The sequence below is a fragment of the Arthrobacter sp. THG-b23 genome, assembly GCF_059091265.1.
Window position 1 is genome coordinate 103,510 of record NZ_JBNHGM010000002.1, and the last position, 15,739, is coordinate 119,248.

A 15,739-nucleotide genomic window follows, 5' to 3' on the forward strand; every position below is an offset into this window, starting at 1 on the left:
TGAATTCCCGATAGATTGGGCGAATGGAGATTCCCGAGGGGCCGCTGCAGTGGGTGTACTACCCCATGACGCTGCTGCTGGTCGTCCTCGACGCCGCGATGCCCGCTTCTCCGTCGGAAGTGATGGTAATCGGCGGCGGCACCCTGCTGGCCAACGGCGAGCTGATCCTGCCGCTGGTAGTGCTGGCCGCGGTGCTGGGCAGCTGGCTGGGCGACCTCCTGCTCTTCCTGCTCTTCCAGCGGGGCGTCAACGCCTGGCTTAACCGTCACAGCTGGGGCCGGATGATCGACCGGGGCGTGACGATGGCGCTGAGCAAAGCCGGCGAATCCTCCACCTATGCCGCGGTGGTGGCAGCCCGTTTCATCCCGGGCGGCCGCACGGCGGCGGTGGCGGCCTCCGGGCTGGCCGACGTACCGTTCAAGCCGTTCCTGCTCGCGTCGGCCGCCGGCTCGGTGCTGTGGGCCGCATGGATGATCGGGCTGGGCTATGTCGCGGGCAGCGTGTCCGCCTTCCCGTTCTGGGTCAACATCCTGATCGGGACAGGGGTGGGCGTCCTGGTGGCTTCGGTGACCGCGGCGGTCATCGGCCTCCGCCGGCGGACCTACCGGCCTGCCGGGGGCGCTGCCGACGCCGTTGCCCCCCGCCCCGCCGCGTCCCCCGCCGCCGATCTGGGAGCAGAGTGAAACCTGCGCCTGCCCTGGAACCCTTGATGAATGCCGCATTGCCTCCGGCCCGGCAGCTCCGTTCCGTGCCGGCCACCGACCTGGCACGCCAGTGTGCTGTGACCGCCGCTTTGGTCATTTGCCTGCTGGCAGGCTTCAGCAGCGTGGGCCTGCTCGGCGGCACTCCGGTCCATGATGCGGCCGGCGGCTCGCTCTACCCCGACGTGACCCTGCTGTCGCTCGATGCCCGGGCAGCCGAGATCTGGTCGCTGATCTACCTGGGCCTCTTTGGCTACACGATCTTCCAGTGGTGGCCGGCAGTGCGCGAGTCCGCGCGGCAGCGCTCCACCGGGTGGCCGGTCGCGGCGGCGATGCTGCTGAACGCGGCCGGCGTCGTGGCCGCGCAGGCCGGACACACGGGGCTGACGCTGATTTTTACCCTGCTGGTGCTGGCATCCCTTGGCCTGGCGGTCTACGGACTGACCCGCCATCCCGCCCGTGAACCGGCGGAAGCCCTCCTGGCGGATGCTCCGATCGGCCTGTTCACCGGCTGGACACTGCTGGCAGCGGCGGTCGATGCCGCGGGCTGGCTGACCGGTCGCGGCGCCGATTTGTTCGGCTGGGGCGCCGAGGCCTGGGCCGTGCTGGCGGTGGCGGCGGTGTCCTTCTCGGCAGCCGTGGCGGCCATGACCGGCCGCGGTCGGATGGCGGTGGTACTGGCAGTCTGCTGGGGCCTCGGCTGGCTGCTCTACGACCGTTTCCTCGGTGATTCGCCGTCCGCGCCCGTGGCCATGGCGGCCGGCTTCGGCCTGTTCTTCGTGCTCGTGTGCGGCATGTCCCGCCGGTTCCAGGTGGGGCATGCCGAGCGCCTCGCGATCCGCCGGGGCAAACCGCTGGACTGACCCGGCGCGGCGGGGGTTCCCGTTAGCGGACCGGGCCCCACTTGCCGCGTGAGCGGCGCAGTACGGCCAGTCCGGTGGTGCTGGCGACTTCTTCAACCGCGTGGCGCATGTTGGCTCCCGCCTGCAAGGCCTGGCGGTTCTCCGCGGCGTAAGCGTTGGCGTCCACCGTGAAGCGGACGGTGATCCGCGGGACGCCTGCCACCACGTCCAGCTGGTTTGCTTCCACCACGTGGGCGGAACCGACGGCTGCCGTTGCGGCCTCCATCACCGCTTCCGGACGGTGACCCGGCCGCAGTCCGGTGATGTTCAACTGGGCGCGGAAGGACGGCATCCCTCAACTTTAGCTGCGTCCGGGCCTGCCGAACCGGCGGTCAGCGGCACGTCTTCCGTGTGGCGGGCAGGCGTCACGGCGAACCCAGTTCGATCAAAAGCACGCCGGCGCCGATGCACACGATTCCGGCCGCCATCAGCTTGGTGAGCGGTTCGTCGAAGAGGAACTTGCCGGCCACCGCCGTCAGGGCAACGCCGCAGGCGGTCCAGATGCCGTAGGCAATTCCGATTCCCAGCCCGTGCCGCAGGGCGAAGGACAGGCATGTAAAGGCGACGAGGTAGCCGGATACCACGGCCACCAGCCACGCTTTGTGCCCATCGATGCTGGCCCGCAGCGAGAGGGTCGCGGCTACCTCCACAACGATCGCGATGGCGAGGAAGATCCAGGCCGTCACGTACGCGCCTGCTCTGCCCGGCGCACCGCGGCCCGGTGCCCTCCCCATTGCACGAGCACCACTCCGGCCACGGCGAGCGCCATGCCGGCAACCATCATGGTCGTCAGCGGTTCCTGGTACAGGACTGCCGCCAGGACAGCCGTGAGGGCGACGCCGAGCGCGCCCCAGATCCCGTAGGCGACCCCGACGGGCACTCCCGCGCGCAGGACGGCGGCGAGGAGCGCGAACGACGTGACGTAGCCGACGACTACCACCGCGTACATCGCCGGCGCTTCCAAAGCTGCCTTCAATGACAGGGACGCCACCACCTCACACACAATCGCGCCCGCGAGGAGCAACCAGTTCTTCATTCATCGACCTCCCCCACCAGCACAACAGGTTCCGCCGTCCATTGCACGCTCGGAGCAAGGATCGGCGGGGGAAATGTGACGCACGCGGTCCGGGTCCACGTGGCCAAAAGGCACGCCGAACGGGAATCCTGGAGCCGCCATCTTGACGTACTAATCCGGCAGAACATCAAATAAAGAGAAACCGCTGGAGGCGGGCTGCCGGGAGCAGCCTCTTCAGCAGCCGGTTTCAGCACCAGGGTTCCGCTGTGCGCAGTTCAAGAGGGTCAACTGTGAAAAAGCAATCGATCACCCCTGCATCCCCCGAACAAGAAAGCGCCTCGCCGGATCAGGCGCAGTCCAGCAGTGGCTGGAATGCCGATACCGCGGCCGGGCCGATGGCTTCCGGCGGCGCGGTAACGGTGGTGGAAGGTTCGTCCTTCTGTATCTCCTCGGCCGGCGGCGACATGTATCCCGGCCTGACACAAGGCGCCTTTTACCAGGACACCCGGATCTTGTCCGGCTGGTGCCTGACCGTCAACGCGCTTCCGCTCGAGCCCCTTCTTTCCCGCGTTTTGGAGCCGTACCGTGCGCTCTTCGTCGGGCGGGCCCGCCGCGCGGACGGGCTCGCCGACTCCCAACTGGTGGTGGAACGCGAACGGCTGGTAGGGGCCGGCCTGCGCGAGGACCTTGTGGTGACCAATCACTCGGCCCTGCCGGCGAAGTGCGTCTTGGAGCTGCGGGTGGAGGCCGATTTTGCCGACCTCTTTGACGTGAAAGGCGGGCGGGCGGCGCCTGCGGCGCAGCTGGTCAGGCAGGTCCACGGTGATGAGATGCAGCTCGAAGCCGTTCGCCGCGGCCGCCGGCGCGGCATCCTCGTGCACGGGCGCGGCGCAGCTGTGAACGAGGACGTGCTCCACTTCGAGGCAATCATCCCGGCGCGCGGGAAGTGGTCCACGAGCGTCATCGTCACCCCGCTGGTGGAACAGGACCGGCCCGCGGAGCCGTTCGCCGCAAGCGGCTCGGTCGCCGACCTTGAAGCGGCACGCCGCCACCGGGCCTGGGGAGAATCGACGCCGCAGCTGGACATTGCCAATACCGACATCGAGGCGGTGCTCCGGCGAAGCCACGAGGATCTAGGTGCGCTGCGGATCTTCGACCCCGCCCATCCGGGACGCGCCGTGGTTGCCGCCGGAGCCCCATGGTTCATGGCGCTCTTCGGCCGGGACTCGCTGCTATCCGCCTACATGGCGCTGCCCGTCGACCCCTCACTGGCACGCGGGACGCTGCAGACGCTCGCCGCACGGCAGGGTAGCAAAATCAATCCCGACACCGAGGAGGAGCCCGGACGGATTCTCCACGAGGTGCGCCTGGGCGTAGCGGCCGGAGTGGTTCTCGGCGACCACGCCGCGTACTACGGGACGGCGGACGCGACTCCCCTCTTCGTCATCCTGATGTCCGAGCTGAACCGCTGGGGGATGGAGCAGGACGTCCTGCAGTCGCTGCTGCCGCACGCGGACCGGGCGCTGGACTGGATCCGGGACTTCGGGGACCGGGACGGTGACGATTTTGTGGAATACGACCGTGCCGTTCCCCACGGCCTGCTCAACCAGGGATGGAAAGATTCCTGGGACGGCATCAACTTCGCCGACGGCAGGATGGCCGAGCCGCCGATCGCCCTGTGCGAGGTGCAGGGGTATGTGTACAGCGCCTACATTGGCCGCGGTCTGCTGGCCGCAGCGGCCGGTGATCAGGACCTGGCCGCCGAGTGGGGGCGCCGCGCGGAAAGGCTGAAAGAGGAGTTTAACGAGCGCTTTTGGCTCCCCGACCTGGGGTACTACGCCGTGGCACTGGACGGGAAGAAGCGGCCGGTGGACGCCTGCGCTTCCAACATGGGGCACTGTCTGTGGTCAGGGATCGTCGATGACGACAAGGCACCGCAGGTGGCCGCCCGGCTCATGTCCCCCGAGATGTTCACGGGCTGGGGGATCCGGACGCTGGCATCGGACATGGGCGCCTACAACCCGGTCAGCTACCACAACGGCTCCGTGTGGCCCCATGACAGCACCCTGGTCGCCAGCGGGCTGATGCGCTATGGGTTTGTCGAGGAGGCCCGCAAGGTGGCCGGCGGGCTCTTTGATGCGGCCGTTCGCTTCGGCGGACGGCTGCCCGAACTGTTCTGCGGTTTCGACCGGGATGAATACGACGTGCCGGTGCCCTACCCCACGTCCTGTTCGCCGCAGGCCTGGGCCGCCGCCTCGCCGGTCCATCTGATGCGCATGCTCCTGCGCCTGGACCCGTATCTCCCGGCGGACGAGCTGTGGCTCGCTCCTGAGATTCCGGAAGACTTCGGCTCGTTCCGGGCGGACAACCTGCTGCTCGGTAAATCCCGGGTGTCCCTGGCCGCCACAGGCAAAACCTTCACGGTGGAGGGCCTGGCTCCAGGGGTTAGGGTGCGTCGCGGCGCGCGCTCGCCGCTGGCGGAGCTGCTGGTGCTCGGCGGCCGGGAGTCCGAAGGGTCGGAAAGCTCCGCAGGCGACAGATGAGCTGCCTTCGTCGACGGCTCTGGCGGCCGCGCCGCCCGCGGCTGCTGACCGGCCGCCGCTGGGCAGGTCCGCAGGCGCCGCAGATGCGCCTCGCCAACCCGCGCTGCCCTGTCGTACGCTGGACCTCCTCCGGGAGAAAAGGCCAACGATGCGTATCGGGCTGATCGCGCCACCGTGGTTTCCCATTCCGCCATACGGCTATGGCGGTATCGAACAGGTCGTTGATATCCTCGCCCGCGGCTTCGCGGACGCGGGGCACGACGTGCTGCTGGCCGCCGCTGCCGACAGCAAATGCCCCGTTCCCCTGGTGCCCGGCACGGAGCCGTCTGATCCGGATGCCATCGGAACGAGCTGGTCGGAGCTCAACCACGTCATCCGGGCATATGAGGGGCTTCACGGGGTGGATCTCATCCACGACCACACCCTGGTGGGGCCGTTCTACAGGGACCGGCCGGCCGGGGTTCCGGGGGTCATGACGATCCACACCGGGCTTACCGCGCAGCTAACCGGTATCTACCGCGCCGCCGCACGGCATGTCTCCCTCGTCGCGATCTCCCACCAGCAGGTCGCCGGTACCGGCCTCGACGTGGCCGCCGTCATTCACCACGGCATAGATACCGCCGCGGTGCCGGTGGGCGGGGGCCGGGGCGGCTATGCCTGTTTCCTGGGCCGGATGTGCCCGGACAAGGGCATCGCCGAGGCCATCAGGATCTCGCGCTTGGCGGGGATGCCGCTGAAAATCGCCGCCAAGATGCGCGAACCCGAGGAACTGCGGTATTTCCATGACGTCATCGAACCCATGCTCGGGCCGGATGAGGAGTTCGTCGGCGAAGTCGCCGGCGGCGACAAATACCGGTTGCTGGGCGAGGCGGTGGCCCTCTTGAATCCCCTCCAGTGGGCCGAACCTTTCGGCCTCGTCATGATCGAGGCCCTGGCCGCCGGGACCCCCGTGGTCGCCACACCGCGGGGAGCCGCCCCGGAAATCGTCGAGCCGGGCGCCACCGGGCACCTGGCCGAGGACCATCGGGAGCTGGCGAAGCTGCTGCCCCAGGCGGCCTCGTTGGACCGCCGCGCCTGCCGCGCCGCCGCCGAGGATCGCTTCAGCGCGGCACGCATGACGGCGGACCACCTGGACCTCTACGCCCGGCTGCTGGCCGGACAGTCCTAGCGGCGGTGGATGGACTTGTAGCTGACGTAGGCGTTGAGTCCCTCAATCCCGTACTCGGTGCCGAGGCCCGAGTCGTGCCTGCCGCCGAACGGGGCGGAGTGGTTGGAGGCGAAGAAATTGATGCCCACCGAGCCGGTGTCCATCCGGTCGGCCACGGCGAGCGCGGCGTCCTGGTCCTGGCCGAACACGAGTCCGCCCAGGCCGAACCCGGTGTTGTTCGCGAGCGCCACAGCTTCGTCCACATCCGTGTACTTCAACACGGCCAGGGCCGGCCCGAAGACCTCCTCGCGGGCAATGCGCATGTCCGGTGACACGTCGGCGAACACGGTGGGCTCCACAAAGTAACCGCCCTCGAGCCCGCCACCGAGCCGCGCGGCCCGCCCGCCGGTGGTGGCCCGGGCTCCCTCGGCCCTGGCCGCCTCCAGATGCTCGAGCACTGTCCGGTACTGCGACTCGGTGGCGGAGGGGCCGAAATCGGTGGCCGGGTCCAGCGGGTCGCCCTGGACGCCGGCGGCGATGGTCGCCGTCACCATGTCCACCACCTGGTCATAGCGCGAGGCCGGGGCGAGGATGCGGCTGGAGATGTAGCAGGTCTGGCCCGTGTTGCGCATGCTGGAGCGAATCAGCACCTTCGACATCTCGTCCAGGTCGGCGTCCTCGAGCACCACCGCGCTGGACTTGCCGCCGAGTTCCAGCGTGACGGGACGCAGCAGCTCGCCGCAGGCAGCGGCGATCCGGCGTCCCACCGGAGTGGAACCGGTGAAGGCGACCTTGTCCACGCCGGGATGCTTGACCAGAGTGTCGCCGAGCCTGCCGGATCCGGTGACCAGGTTGACCACGCCGGCCGGCACTCCGGCGGCGGCCACGGCGTCGACGATGAGGCGGAAGGACAGCGGCGTGGGCGAGGCCGGTTTCATCACCACGGTGCAGCCGGCCAGCAGCGCCGGCGCCAGCTTGATGACCATGAGGTTGATCGGGAAGTTCCACGGCGCGATCAGCCCGCACACCCCCACCGGATCCCGACGCACCACTGATTCGCCGCCGCCGAGCGGGAACGGGCGCACATCTTCATGTTCCAGATAGTCGGCCAGGGTGGCGAAGTACCGGAAGATTCCCGCAGCGTTGCCGGCGGCACGGGAGGACTCGGACACCGGCGAGCCGTTTTCGCGGGTGTTGGTCAGCGAGAGCTCCTCGGCCCGCTTCTCCACTTCGTCGGCAATCCGCAGCAGATACGCCGCGCGTTCGGACGGCGCCAGCGTCGGCCACGGACCGGAGTCGAAGGCCCGCCGCGCCGCGGCCACGGCAGCGTCCACGTCTTCGGGGGTGCCGTCCGGCACCGATCCCCAGACCTCGCCGGTGGCCGGGTCGGTCACCGGGTTGCGGCCGGTGCCGCGGGCGGGGACCCACGCGCCGTCGACGAAGACGTCGTCGACGTGCGTGTAGGGCAGGTGCAACGCCGAGCGCGCGGCGACGGCAGGCGGAGCGGACGACGTCGGTGCTCCCCCCGGTGCGGGGGTTGCGGTGCCTGGGGTGGTGGTCATCGGATGACTCCTGTCTTCAGCAGCGCCCTGGAACGCTCCAGGTCGGCCGTTCCCATGGCAAGGGCGGCCTCGGTAATCAGTTCCGGAATGATCTCGGCGCCGAGCCGGTCGGTATAGACGGCCGGCGTCATGCCGAACCAGGACGACGCCACCGCGATGCCGGCGTGGTCGAACCGCCACAGCCGGTCAGAGTCGCGGACCAGTGCGTCCTCCAGCGAGTACGGCACGTGGCGGGTGTCGTGGCCGTCGATGATGTCGCAGACGCGGTCGATGAACTCCTCCGGATACCCTAGGCCGGGCAGCACCCTGCGCGCCACCTTGCAGCCCTCGGCCTCGTGCTCGAACCGGATGGCCGCCTTGCGCCAGTCGCCGGTGAACCCCTCGGAGAGGATCCGTTCCTCGTCCACGTGCGCCCAGCCGGTGTCGTGCAGCAGGACGGCTACCCGGACCAGTTCCGCGTCGGCTTGCGGGTAGGCCCGGCACAGCCGCTCGGCGAAGGCCAGCGAAATCGGCAGGTGGATGTCGTTGGCGCGGGTGCGTGTCTCCTGCACCACGGCCTGCCAGATCGGGTCCAGGTCGGCGGCGGCCGCCGGGGTGGTGGAAATGGGCGCGGTGTCGACGTCGCCCGTGGCCGGCAGCGGCCGCACCGGGTAGGCGGCCGCGAAGGCAGCGGCGCGCGGATCGTCGGCGGGGTTGGGTTGGCCGCCGGTCGCCCACGCTGGGGCTTTGCCTTTGGCCTCCGGGGTCTGTGTCTCGGGGGTGCTCATGGGGTGGGTCTCCTTGTCGTGCGGCCGCGCACGGCGGGCGGTCAGGCGTCCGTCGCGATGGTCTTGAGGACGACGGCGGGGTCAGCCGCGGCGTCCGCGGGAATGTTCTGGCTCTTGGCCAGCGCATTTTTGACCGCCATGAAGTCCAGCGGGGCGTTCACGCAGTCGGCGGCGATGATCCGGCCGCCGCGGTAGTAGAGGACGGAGAACTTGCCGCGCTCGTCGTCGCGGCGGACGACGGTCCGGTCGTAGCCCAGTGTCAGGCCGGCGATCTGCAGCTTCAGGTCCGCCTGGTTGGACCAGAACCACGGGATTCCGGCGTAGTCCTCCCGCCGGCCCATCAGGGAGTAGGCGGCGACCTTGGCGTGTTCGATCGCGTTGTTCACGCTTTCCAGCCGGATCCGCTCGCCCTCCGGTGAGCCGGGCAGCGGGTTGGGCATGTTGGCCACGTCGCCCACCGCCACCGTGGTCCCGTCGGAGGCCAGCGCGTGCCGATCGACCACAATGCCGTTGTCCACCTCCAGGCCCAGCTGCTCGGCCAGCTCGGTGTTCGGCACGACGCCGATGCCGACCAGCACCAGCTGGGCGGCGACCACGGTGCCGTCTTCGAGTCCGACGCCGCCCACCCTGCCCCCGCCGTCGGCCGGCACCAGTTCCCGGATGCGGGAATTCAACCGGATGTCGAGGCCCCGTGCACGGTGCGCGGTCAGGAAGTAGTCGCTGGTTTCTTCGCCCACGGCCCGGCCGATCAGCCGCGGCCCGTACTCGAGCACGGTGACGTTTTTGCCCATCTTGTGCAGGCTGGAGGCGGCCTCCAGCCCGATGAAGCCGCCGCCGATCACCACCGCGTCCCGCAGGTCCTCGAGCTGGGCCTTCAGCGCCAGCGCGTCGTCGGCGTTGCGCAGGTAGACCACCCCGTCCAGCTCGGCGCCGGGGACCTGGAGCTTGCGGGCGCGGGCGCCGACGGTCAGCGCCAGCCGGCGGAACGGGAACTGTGCCCCGGAGACCGCGTGTGCCACGCCGGAGCCGTCCGCTTCCTTCTCGATCCGCTCGATCCGCTCGCCCTTGACCAGGGCCACATTGTGGTCCTCCCAGTACTGGTTGGACCGGAAGATCAGCGATTCGCTCTCCACCGTGCCCTGCAGGAACTCCTTGGACAGGGCCGGGCGCTGGTAGGGCCGGTGGTTTTCCTCACCCAGCAGCGTGATGTGCTCGGTGAAGCCGAGTGCCCGCAGCGAAACGGCCAGCTGGACTCCCGACTGGCTGGCACCGATGATCAGCAGCCCGGTTTGCACGGCGCCGTCCGCCGCCTCGGCAGGGACCGCCGTCGTCGTGGTGGTGGTGGTTTCCATGATCAAATCTGCGTTTCGGGAGTGGTGACGTAAACGTCCTGGCCCTCGCAGAGCTTGAGCTGGCAGGACAGGCGCGAATTTTCCTGGCGGTCCACGGCCGTTCCGTAGAGCATTTCGTCTTCCATGTCTTCCATTTCCGGAAGCTGGTCCAGGGTGTCCTCGCGGACGAACACGTGGCACGTGGCGCAGGACAGCGAGCCGCCGCATTCGGCGACGATGCCCGGCACGCCGTTGCGCACCGCGGTTTCCATGACCGAGTCGCCGGGGTTGCCTTCGACGTCGCGGACGGCGCCTTCAGCGTCGGTGAAATGTACCGTAGGCATGGTTCTCCTTCGGGTTGCAGTGGTTCAGATGAACTGGCGGCCGCCGTCGACCACCATGGTTTGTCCGGTGATGTAGGAACTGTCCGGGCCGGCCAGGAACAGCGCCGCGCCCACGATGTCCTCGGGCTGGCTGGCGCGTTTGAGCGCGCCGCGGTCCACGCCGTAGTTCTCGGCGTTCTCCATCAGCCCGTAGCTGGCCTCGGTGAGCGTGAAGCCGGGGGCGATTGCGTTGACGGTGATGTTGCGCCGGCCCAGTTCCTTGGCCAGCACCCGGGTCATCGACACCACCCCGCCCTTCGAGGCGACGTAGTGCAGCCACTGCTCCGAGCCGGAGTAGATGGTGGCGGAGGAGAGGTTGATGACGCGGGCGCCGTCGGGCAGGTAGGGGCTGGCCGCGCGGGTCACCAGCCAGGGGCCCTTGAGGTTCACGTTCATCACCAGGTCCCATTCGGCCGGGTCGATCTCCTCGAACGGGGTGCGGGTCACCGTGGCGTAAATGGCGGCGTTGTTGAGGACGACGTCGATGCTCCCCTGCCCGAAGTCCGCGCACCGCCGGGCGAGGGCCTCGGTGGAGGCCACGTCGGTGACGTCGGCTTCGAAGGCCTCTGCCTCCGCGCCGGTTTCGCGGACCAGCGCGGCTGTCTTTTCGGCACCGGCCAGGTTGGTATCGGCCGCTGCCACCCGGTACCCGCGGGACGCGAAGCCCAGGGCGAAGGCTCGGCCCAGACCGCCGGCGGCTCCGGTGATCAGCACGGTCCTGGTGCCGGCCCCCTGGTCGGGGTTCAGGAAGCCGGGGCCGGCCGTGGCGTCGGGGGGAGGCTGTGTCATCGTCACGCTTTCATGTTGGGGGTGTGCCGGGCCGGGGCCCGCTTGGGAAACGGGCTACGCCCGGCCCGGCACCGAATTCGCCTGAGGCTGCTCAGATACCGAGTGCTCAGGTGTGGCTGTGTGCTCCAGGCCCGGCGACGGCCGGTTCGGCGGATTCTTCGGCGTCCAGAATCTGCACGGTGCCCTTGGTGCCGTCCACCCGCAGCCGCTGGCCGGTCTTGATGGTGGTGGAGGCCGAACCGGTGCCGGTCACCGCCGGCAGCCCGTACTCGCGGCAGACAATCGCGGCGTGGCTCATCATGCCGCCGATGTCCGTGACGGTGGCCTTGATCTTGCCGAAGATCGGCCCCCAGCTCGGCGCGGTCACCGTGGCCACCAGGATCTCGTCCTGCTGGACCTCGGAAAGCTGGTCCGAATCGTGGACCACCCGCGCGTACCCTTCGACGACGCCCGGGGACGCGGCCATGCCGCGCAGCCCGCCGCCTTCCACCTCTTCGCCTTCGCCCAGCCACTGCTGGACCTGTTCGGTGGTGATGCCCCAGAGCATCCGGGTGAACGGTTCGGTGATCGAGGCCGGCGGGGTGTTCAGCGCCGGTGCCGGACGCGCGGTCTTCAGCGCGTCCACAATCTTGCGGCGGCGCTCGATTTCCTCCGGCCAGTAGGTGGGGCCGATCGGCTCGGCACCCACGCCCCAGCCGGTGACCAGGTCGAAGAGCGCGTCGCGGACTTCGTTCCGGTTCAGGTACAGCAGGTCGTCCGGTTCGGTCCAGAATCCCTCGGCGTGCATCATCCGCGAGAGCTCGCGGATCTTGCGCCAGAAGACGCCCATGGTCCAGTGCTCGATGTAGAAGTTGTGGTTTTCCACGTACGGGTAGGCGGTGGCGGCCAGCTGGCGCTTGGCATCGAAGACCGCCTGCGCATCGCCTTCCAGCAGTTCGCGGTATTCCTCCACGATCCGTTCCTTCTCCGCCACCAGCTCCTCGACCGGCCGCATGATCTGCTGGCCTTCGTCCAGCCGGCGGATGTAGTCGGCGATGTAGCCCAACGGGATTTCCTGGTATTCGTTCCAGTACTTGTCGTGCCCATAGAAGCCGTTGCCCACGGTGAAGTTGAACCACGGGTCCTTGGCTTCCTCGTAGCGGGCGATCCAGCGGTCGCCGCCCGCGGAGGCGCGAACCGCGGCCAAGGTGGCATCGACGTCGTCCGTGTTGCCGAAGGCGGACTGCAGGCCCAGCTCCACGGCCAGCACGGCGAGGTGCTTGAGCTCGTCGTCCGGGCGGAAGAGCTCCATGTCCACGCCCTGCACCATGGTGGCGATCGACTGGTCCGGGATGTTCGGAAAGACTTCCTTGCAGAAGTTGAAGAAGTCCAGGTAGGCGATGTAGCCCAGGTTCAGGAACTCGAAGTGGTACTGCCAGTTCTGGTAGGCCAGCTGGATCAGCCGGTCGTAGTTCTCCAGCAGCACCTCGGAGCCGTCCATCGCCTTGCCCGTGGTGATGTCATCCATCGGCACCATGTCCGGCAGCTTCTTGAAGGAGATGGTCTCCATCTCGTCGATGGTGCCGCGGACCTTCGCATGCCACTGCTGGAGCAGTTCCTCCCAGTTCTGGAAGTAGTGGCCCACCCGCTGCTCGAAATGCGGGACGCGCGCGGCGATCTGGTCCTCCGGAACCGGGATCGGGGACATGTACAGGTAACCCAGATGCACGCGGAACTCGATGCCGTTGGCGTTGGGAATCATCAGGTGGCGGGCGTTGTACTGGCCCAGGCACTTGACCGCGAACTCACCGCCGATCGTCTCGAACGGCTTGTAGACGGTCGGCCAGTGCTGGCTGTCGCAGAACCAGAACTTGGCGTCTTCCTGTTCCTTGAGCTTGTCCTGGAACACCAGATAGTACGGGTAGATCTTCTCCCAGCCCTCGGCGCCGGCTGGCACCGGCAGTTCGGAGGGCTTCGGGAAGGACTTCATAGACATGGCGGTCCTTTCGGTGGCGGCTCTGCGTTGAGCCTGCGGTGGGCGGTTCGGTGGAACGGTGGATCCTTGCGGTGGAGCTGTTGGAACCTTGCTACCTTGCGGTGGAACGTGGAACAGTTCAGGGCAGGAACGGTCAGGCGGAGGGCTTCAGGAGCGAGGCAGTGATGCTGCCCAGGCTGAAGCTTCCGGTGGCGGGGCTTGGATTCCCGGCTCCGGTGTTCCCGGATCCGGCGGGTGCCGCCGTCGTCATGGGAGCGGCACCGAGGGCCGCGGCGTATCCGCCGCTTCCCGGTACCGCGGACGAAGATGCCGTCGGCTTCTTGGACGAGTGCACGGTTTCCGGCCGGGACTGCAGCAGCAGCAGGTTTTCGCCGTCGGGCAGGTCCCTGTCCAACGCCCACTCGATGTCCTGCGGGCACTTGTAGTGTTTCTCGGCCCGCTTGGCCATCCGCGCCACCGCGAGCAGTTCGTCGTCGTTCAGGCTGCGCCGTGCCCGCCGCTCGGCGTCGACCTCCCGCTCCACCAGGGTGCGCGCGGCGGCATCGGGCACCAGCTCGGCGTGCTTGTCGCCCAGGTGTTCGGCGACCGGGGCCAGGGTGACCTTGTCCAGCACGATGTTGTCCGGCGTGACCTGCCCCGACACCACCATCTCGCCGACGCCGTAGGACGCGTCGATAGTGATCTTGGAGCGGTCGCCGTTGGCCGGGTCCAGGGTCATGGCGACGCCGGAGACCCTGGCGTTAACCATCTTCTGCACCACGACGGCCATCGACAGGCCCTCGTCCGGGATGTTGTTTTTCAGCCGGTAGATGATGGCGCGCGACGTGTAGAGCGACCCCCAGCAGCTGCGGATGTGTTCGCCGACGGCGGCGAAGCCTTCCAGCCAGAGGTAGGTGTCCTGCTGGCCCGCGAAGGAGGCATCGGGCAGGTCCTCGGCGGTGGCGGATGAACGCACCGCCACCGGAACCGGCGCGTCGAAGCGGGACATCAAGGCGTCGTAGGCCTCGACGGTCTGGGCGCGCATGTCGGCCGGAACCGGGCGGGAGCAGATGTCTTCGCGGATTGAGGCGGACACTGCGTCCACTTGGGCGATGTCTTCCGGGTCAAGGCCGGCCAGCAGTTGGTTGATGTGCTCGGTGATCCCGGCTTCCTGCATGAAGCGGTCAAACTGGGCGGTGGTGACGACGAATCCCGGGGGCACCGGCATGCCCGCGGAGGTCATGGTGACCAGCGAGGCGCCCTTGCCGCCGAGGTTCTCGAGCCTGGGCTCGATGCCGCCGTCGAAAAACTGGATGAATTCGTTGCTGCGCATGGGCTCAGGCCTCCCAGGTGACGGGGACGGTTTCGGGGACACGGAAGGAGATGTTCTCGCGGAACTCGATGCCCCCGGGGTTCTCCAGCTTCAGGTTCGGTGCCAGCCGCGCCACCTCTTCCAGCGCGATCTTGGCCTGCAGTTTGGCCAGCATGTTGCCCAGGCAGTAGTGGATGCCGAAGCCGAAGGACAGGTGTTCGCGGGCGTTTCCGCGCGAGATGTCGAACTCCTCGCCGTCTTCGAAGCGGCCGGCATCGCGGTTGGCGGAGCCCATCAGAAGCAGCAGTTCGCCGCCCTCCGGGATTTTGACCCCGCCGACTTCGGTGTCCTTGAGCGCCTTCCGGCGCCATCCGACGATCGAGCCGGAGAAGCGCAGCACCTCGTCGATGGCCGCCGGGATTTTCCGGGGTTCCTCCACCAGTTGCTGCCATTGGTCCGGACGTGCCAGCAGCACGCGCAGGGAGTTGGCGATCAGGGTGGTGGTGGTTTCGTGTCCGGCGAACAGCAGGGAGTAGAGGATCGAGGCGATCTCATGGTCGCTGATTTCCGCCCCGTCCTGCTGGGCCTTGACCAGGTCGCCGGTCAGGTTGTCGCCGCCTTCCTCGTGGGCCACGCGGACCAGGCGCTGGCATTCCTGCCAGTACTCCACCAGGTTGTGGGCGTGCGGGATCTGTTCCTCGTCGCTGAGGTCGCCCCAGGTCATCGCCGCGCGGGAATCGGACCAGCGCTTGAAGGTGTCCACCTGGGAAACATCGGCGCCGATCAGCGTCAGGATCGTGACGGTCGGGACCGTGTAGGCCAGGTCCTTCACCAGTTCGCCGCGGCGGTCCGGGCGGGCCAGCATGGCTTCCAACTGGTCCACGACATTCTGCCGGATGAACGGCTCCAGCGCCTTGTAGCGGCGGGGGGTGAAAGCCTTCTGGGCGACTGCCCGGATCCGGGTGTGCTCCGGCGGGCGGCGGGCCGAAAGCCCCGAGTAGGCGGTGAAGCCGCCCTCTTCCATGATCTTGGTGGCCTGCGGGCCGCGCTTGCGCACCGGTGCCTGGGCGTTCTCGCTGGAGAAGGTCTCCCAGTCTTCGAAAACAGCCTTGATGTCGTCATAACGGGAAACCACGTAGTAGCCGACGCGCTCGTCAAACATGACGGGCTGTTCGTTCCGCAGCTCGGTGTACGCCGGGAACGGGTCCTTCATTTGGAACGGCTCATAGCCATGGTGTCCTGCGGGGGCCTCGGCACCGTGGCCGAACGGACAAGCTGCCGTTTCGGTCGAAGATGACATCTGGAACTCCTTGGGGTTTGCTCCCGCCGGTGG

General features: G+C 68.2%; 15 protein-coding genes. 4 read left to right on the top strand and 11 right to left on the bottom strand.

Translation table 11 applies throughout. The features are described 5' to 3' along the window. The first annotated feature begins 23 nt into the window (after positions 1–23). Both AC5RVD_RS04230 and AC5RVD_RS04235 read left to right on the top strand, forming a co-directional pair. A complete protein-coding gene (locus tag AC5RVD_RS04230; protein ID WP_494111852.1) occupies positions 24–683 on the top strand; it encodes a DedA family protein in 660 nt (219 codons plus the stop codon). 26 nt (positions 684–709) lie between these two features. Then, the gene (locus AC5RVD_RS04235; RefSeq protein ID WP_494111851.1) at positions 710–1,564 is read left to right on the top strand and encodes a TspO-related membrane protein; all 855 of its coding nucleotides are present in this window, start codon (positions 710–712) and stop codon (positions 1,562–1,564) included. A gap of 22 nt (positions 1,565–1,586) precedes the next feature. On the opposite strand, the gene AC5RVD_RS04240 is transcribed toward AC5RVD_RS04235, so the two are convergent. The 3 genes from AC5RVD_RS04240 to AC5RVD_RS04250 all read right to left on the bottom strand — a co-directional run bounded on the left by AC5RVD_RS04240 (position 1,587) and on the right by AC5RVD_RS04250 (position 2,639). After that, complete coding sequence (locus AC5RVD_RS04240; RefSeq protein WP_494111850.1) at positions 1,587–1,895, bottom strand: hypothetical protein; 309 nt, start codon at positions 1,893–1,895, stop codon at positions 1,587–1,589. A gap of 73 nt (positions 1,896–1,968) precedes the next feature. Further along, the gene (locus AC5RVD_RS04245) at positions 1,969–2,289 is read right to left on the bottom strand and encodes a DMT family transporter (RefSeq protein ID WP_494111849.1); all 321 of its coding nucleotides are present in this window, start codon (positions 2,287–2,289) and stop codon (positions 1,969–1,971) included. Beyond that, positions 2,286–2,639, bottom strand: a complete 354-nt coding sequence (locus AC5RVD_RS04250) for a DMT family transporter (protein ID WP_493988780.1) — start codon at positions 2,637–2,639, stop codon at positions 2,286–2,288. Before AC5RVD_RS04250 ends, AC5RVD_RS04245 begins: the two co-directional genes overlap by 4 nt. Positions 2,640–3,013: 374 nt before the next feature. On the opposite strand from AC5RVD_RS04250, the gene AC5RVD_RS04255 reads away from it, so the two are divergent. Together AC5RVD_RS04255 and AC5RVD_RS04260 are read left to right on the top strand one after the other, a co-directional pair. Then, positions 3,014–5,161: an amylo-alpha-1,6-glucosidase gene (locus tag AC5RVD_RS04255; RefSeq protein WP_494126457.1), complete on the top strand. Its 2,148-nt coding sequence runs from the start codon at positions 3,014–3,016 to the stop codon at positions 5,159–5,161. Positions 5,162–5,309: 148 nt separating this feature from the next. Then, complete coding sequence (locus AC5RVD_RS04260) at positions 5,310–6,329, top strand: glycosyltransferase family 4 protein (protein WP_494126114.1); 1,020 nt, start codon at positions 5,310–5,312, stop codon at positions 6,327–6,329. On the opposite strand, the gene AC5RVD_RS04265 is transcribed toward AC5RVD_RS04260, so the two are convergent. The 8 genes from AC5RVD_RS04265 to AC5RVD_RS04300 all read right to left on the bottom strand — a co-directional run bounded on the left by AC5RVD_RS04265 (position 6,326) and on the right by AC5RVD_RS04300 (position 15,706). Continuing rightward, positions 6,326–7,870 carry an aldehyde dehydrogenase family protein gene (locus tag AC5RVD_RS04265; RefSeq protein WP_494126115.1) on the bottom strand — a complete coding sequence of 515 codons (1,545 nt, stop codon included), beginning with the start codon at positions 7,868–7,870 and terminating at the stop codon, positions 6,326–6,328. The genes AC5RVD_RS04260 and AC5RVD_RS04265 overlap by 4 nt on opposite strands. Further along, positions 7,867–8,637, bottom strand: coding sequence for an HD domain-containing protein (locus AC5RVD_RS04270; RefSeq protein ID WP_494111845.1), 771 nt, complete (start codon positions 8,635–8,637; stop codon positions 7,867–7,869). The genes AC5RVD_RS04265 and AC5RVD_RS04270 overlap by 4 nt, the downstream gene beginning before the upstream one ends. A gap of 41 nt (positions 8,638–8,678) precedes the next feature. Further along, complete coding sequence (locus tag AC5RVD_RS04275; RefSeq protein WP_494126116.1) at positions 8,679–9,989, bottom strand: NAD(P)/FAD-dependent oxidoreductase; 1,311 nt, start codon at positions 9,987–9,989, stop codon at positions 8,679–8,681. 2 nt (positions 9,990–9,991) lie between these two features. Continuing rightward, complete coding sequence (locus tag AC5RVD_RS04280) at positions 9,992–10,312, bottom strand: 2Fe-2S iron-sulfur cluster-binding protein (protein ID WP_493988775.1); 321 nt, start codon at positions 10,310–10,312, stop codon at positions 9,992–9,994. Between the two features lie 24 nt (positions 10,313–10,336). After that, entirely contained in the window at positions 10,337–11,140 is an 804-nt protein-coding gene (locus AC5RVD_RS04285; protein ID WP_493988917.1) for an SDR family NAD(P)-dependent oxidoreductase, read from the bottom strand. Between the two features lie 106 nt (positions 11,141–11,246). After that, positions 11,247–13,115 (bottom strand): PEP-utilizing enzyme, encoded by a 1,869-nt coding sequence (locus AC5RVD_RS04290; RefSeq protein ID WP_494126117.1) that lies wholly within the window; start codon positions 13,113–13,115, stop codon positions 11,247–11,249. Positions 13,116–13,248: 133 nt separating this feature from the next. Then, positions 13,249–14,427: a PEP/pyruvate-binding domain-containing protein gene (locus AC5RVD_RS04295; protein WP_494126118.1), complete on the bottom strand. Its 1,179-nt coding sequence runs from the start codon at positions 14,425–14,427 to the stop codon at positions 13,249–13,251. Between the two features lie 4 nt (positions 14,428–14,431). Next, positions 14,432–15,706 carry a cytochrome P450 gene (locus AC5RVD_RS04300; protein ID WP_494126119.1) on the bottom strand — a complete coding sequence of 425 codons (1,275 nt, stop codon included), beginning with the start codon at positions 15,704–15,706 and terminating at the stop codon, positions 14,432–14,434. Positions 15,707–15,739: the final 33 nt, after the last annotated feature.

Excerpts from the sequence above, each read along its gene's own strand:
- AC5RVD_RS04255 (WP_494126457.1), top strand. The coding sequence starts at position 3,014 with ATGGCTTCCGGCGGCGCGGTAACGGTGGTGGAAGGTTCGTCCTTCTGT.
- AC5RVD_RS04240 (WP_494111850.1), bottom strand. The coding sequence starts at position 1,895 with ATGCCGTCCTTCCGCGCCCAGTTGAACATCACCGGACTGCGGCCGGGT.
- AC5RVD_RS04300 (WP_494126119.1), bottom strand. The coding sequence starts at position 15,706 with ATGTCATCTTCGACCGAAACGGCAGCTTGTCCGTTCGGCCACGGTGCC.
- AC5RVD_RS04295 (WP_494126118.1), bottom strand. The coding sequence starts at position 14,427 with ATGCGCAGCAACGAATTCATCCAGTTTTTCGACGGCGGCATCGAGCCC.
- AC5RVD_RS04285 (WP_493988917.1), bottom strand. The coding sequence starts at position 11,140 with ATGACACAGCCTCCCCCCGACGCCACGGCCGGCCCCGGCTTCCTGAAC.
- AC5RVD_RS04270 (WP_494111845.1), bottom strand. The coding sequence starts at position 8,637 with ATGAGCACCCCCGAGACACAGACCCCGGAGGCCAAAGGCAAAGCCCCA.
- AC5RVD_RS04235 (WP_494111851.1), top strand. The coding sequence starts at position 710 with ATGAATGCCGCATTGCCTCCGGCCCGGCAGCTCCGTTCCGTGCCGGCC.
- AC5RVD_RS04275 (WP_494126116.1), bottom strand. The coding sequence starts at position 9,989 with ATGGAAACCACCACCACCACGACGACGGCGGTCCCTGCCGAGGCGGCG.
- AC5RVD_RS04280 (WP_493988775.1), bottom strand. The coding sequence starts at position 10,312 with ATGCCTACGGTACATTTCACCGACGCTGAAGGCGCCGTCCGCGACGTC.
- AC5RVD_RS04230 (WP_494111852.1), top strand. The coding sequence starts at position 24 with ATGGAGATTCCCGAGGGGCCGCTGCAGTGGGTGTACTACCCCATGACG.
- AC5RVD_RS04290 (WP_494126117.1), bottom strand. The coding sequence starts at position 13,115 with ATGTCTATGAAGTCCTTCCCGAAGCCCTCCGAACTGCCGGTGCCAGCC.
- AC5RVD_RS04250 (WP_493988780.1), bottom strand. The coding sequence starts at position 2,639 with ATGAAGAACTGGTTGCTCCTCGCGGGCGCGATTGTGTGTGAGGTGGTG.
- AC5RVD_RS04260 (WP_494126114.1), top strand. The coding sequence starts at position 5,310 with ATGCGTATCGGGCTGATCGCGCCACCGTGGTTTCCCATTCCGCCATAC.
- AC5RVD_RS04265 (WP_494126115.1), bottom strand. The coding sequence starts at position 7,870 with ATGACCACCACCCCAGGCACCGCAACCCCCGCACCGGGGGGAGCACCG.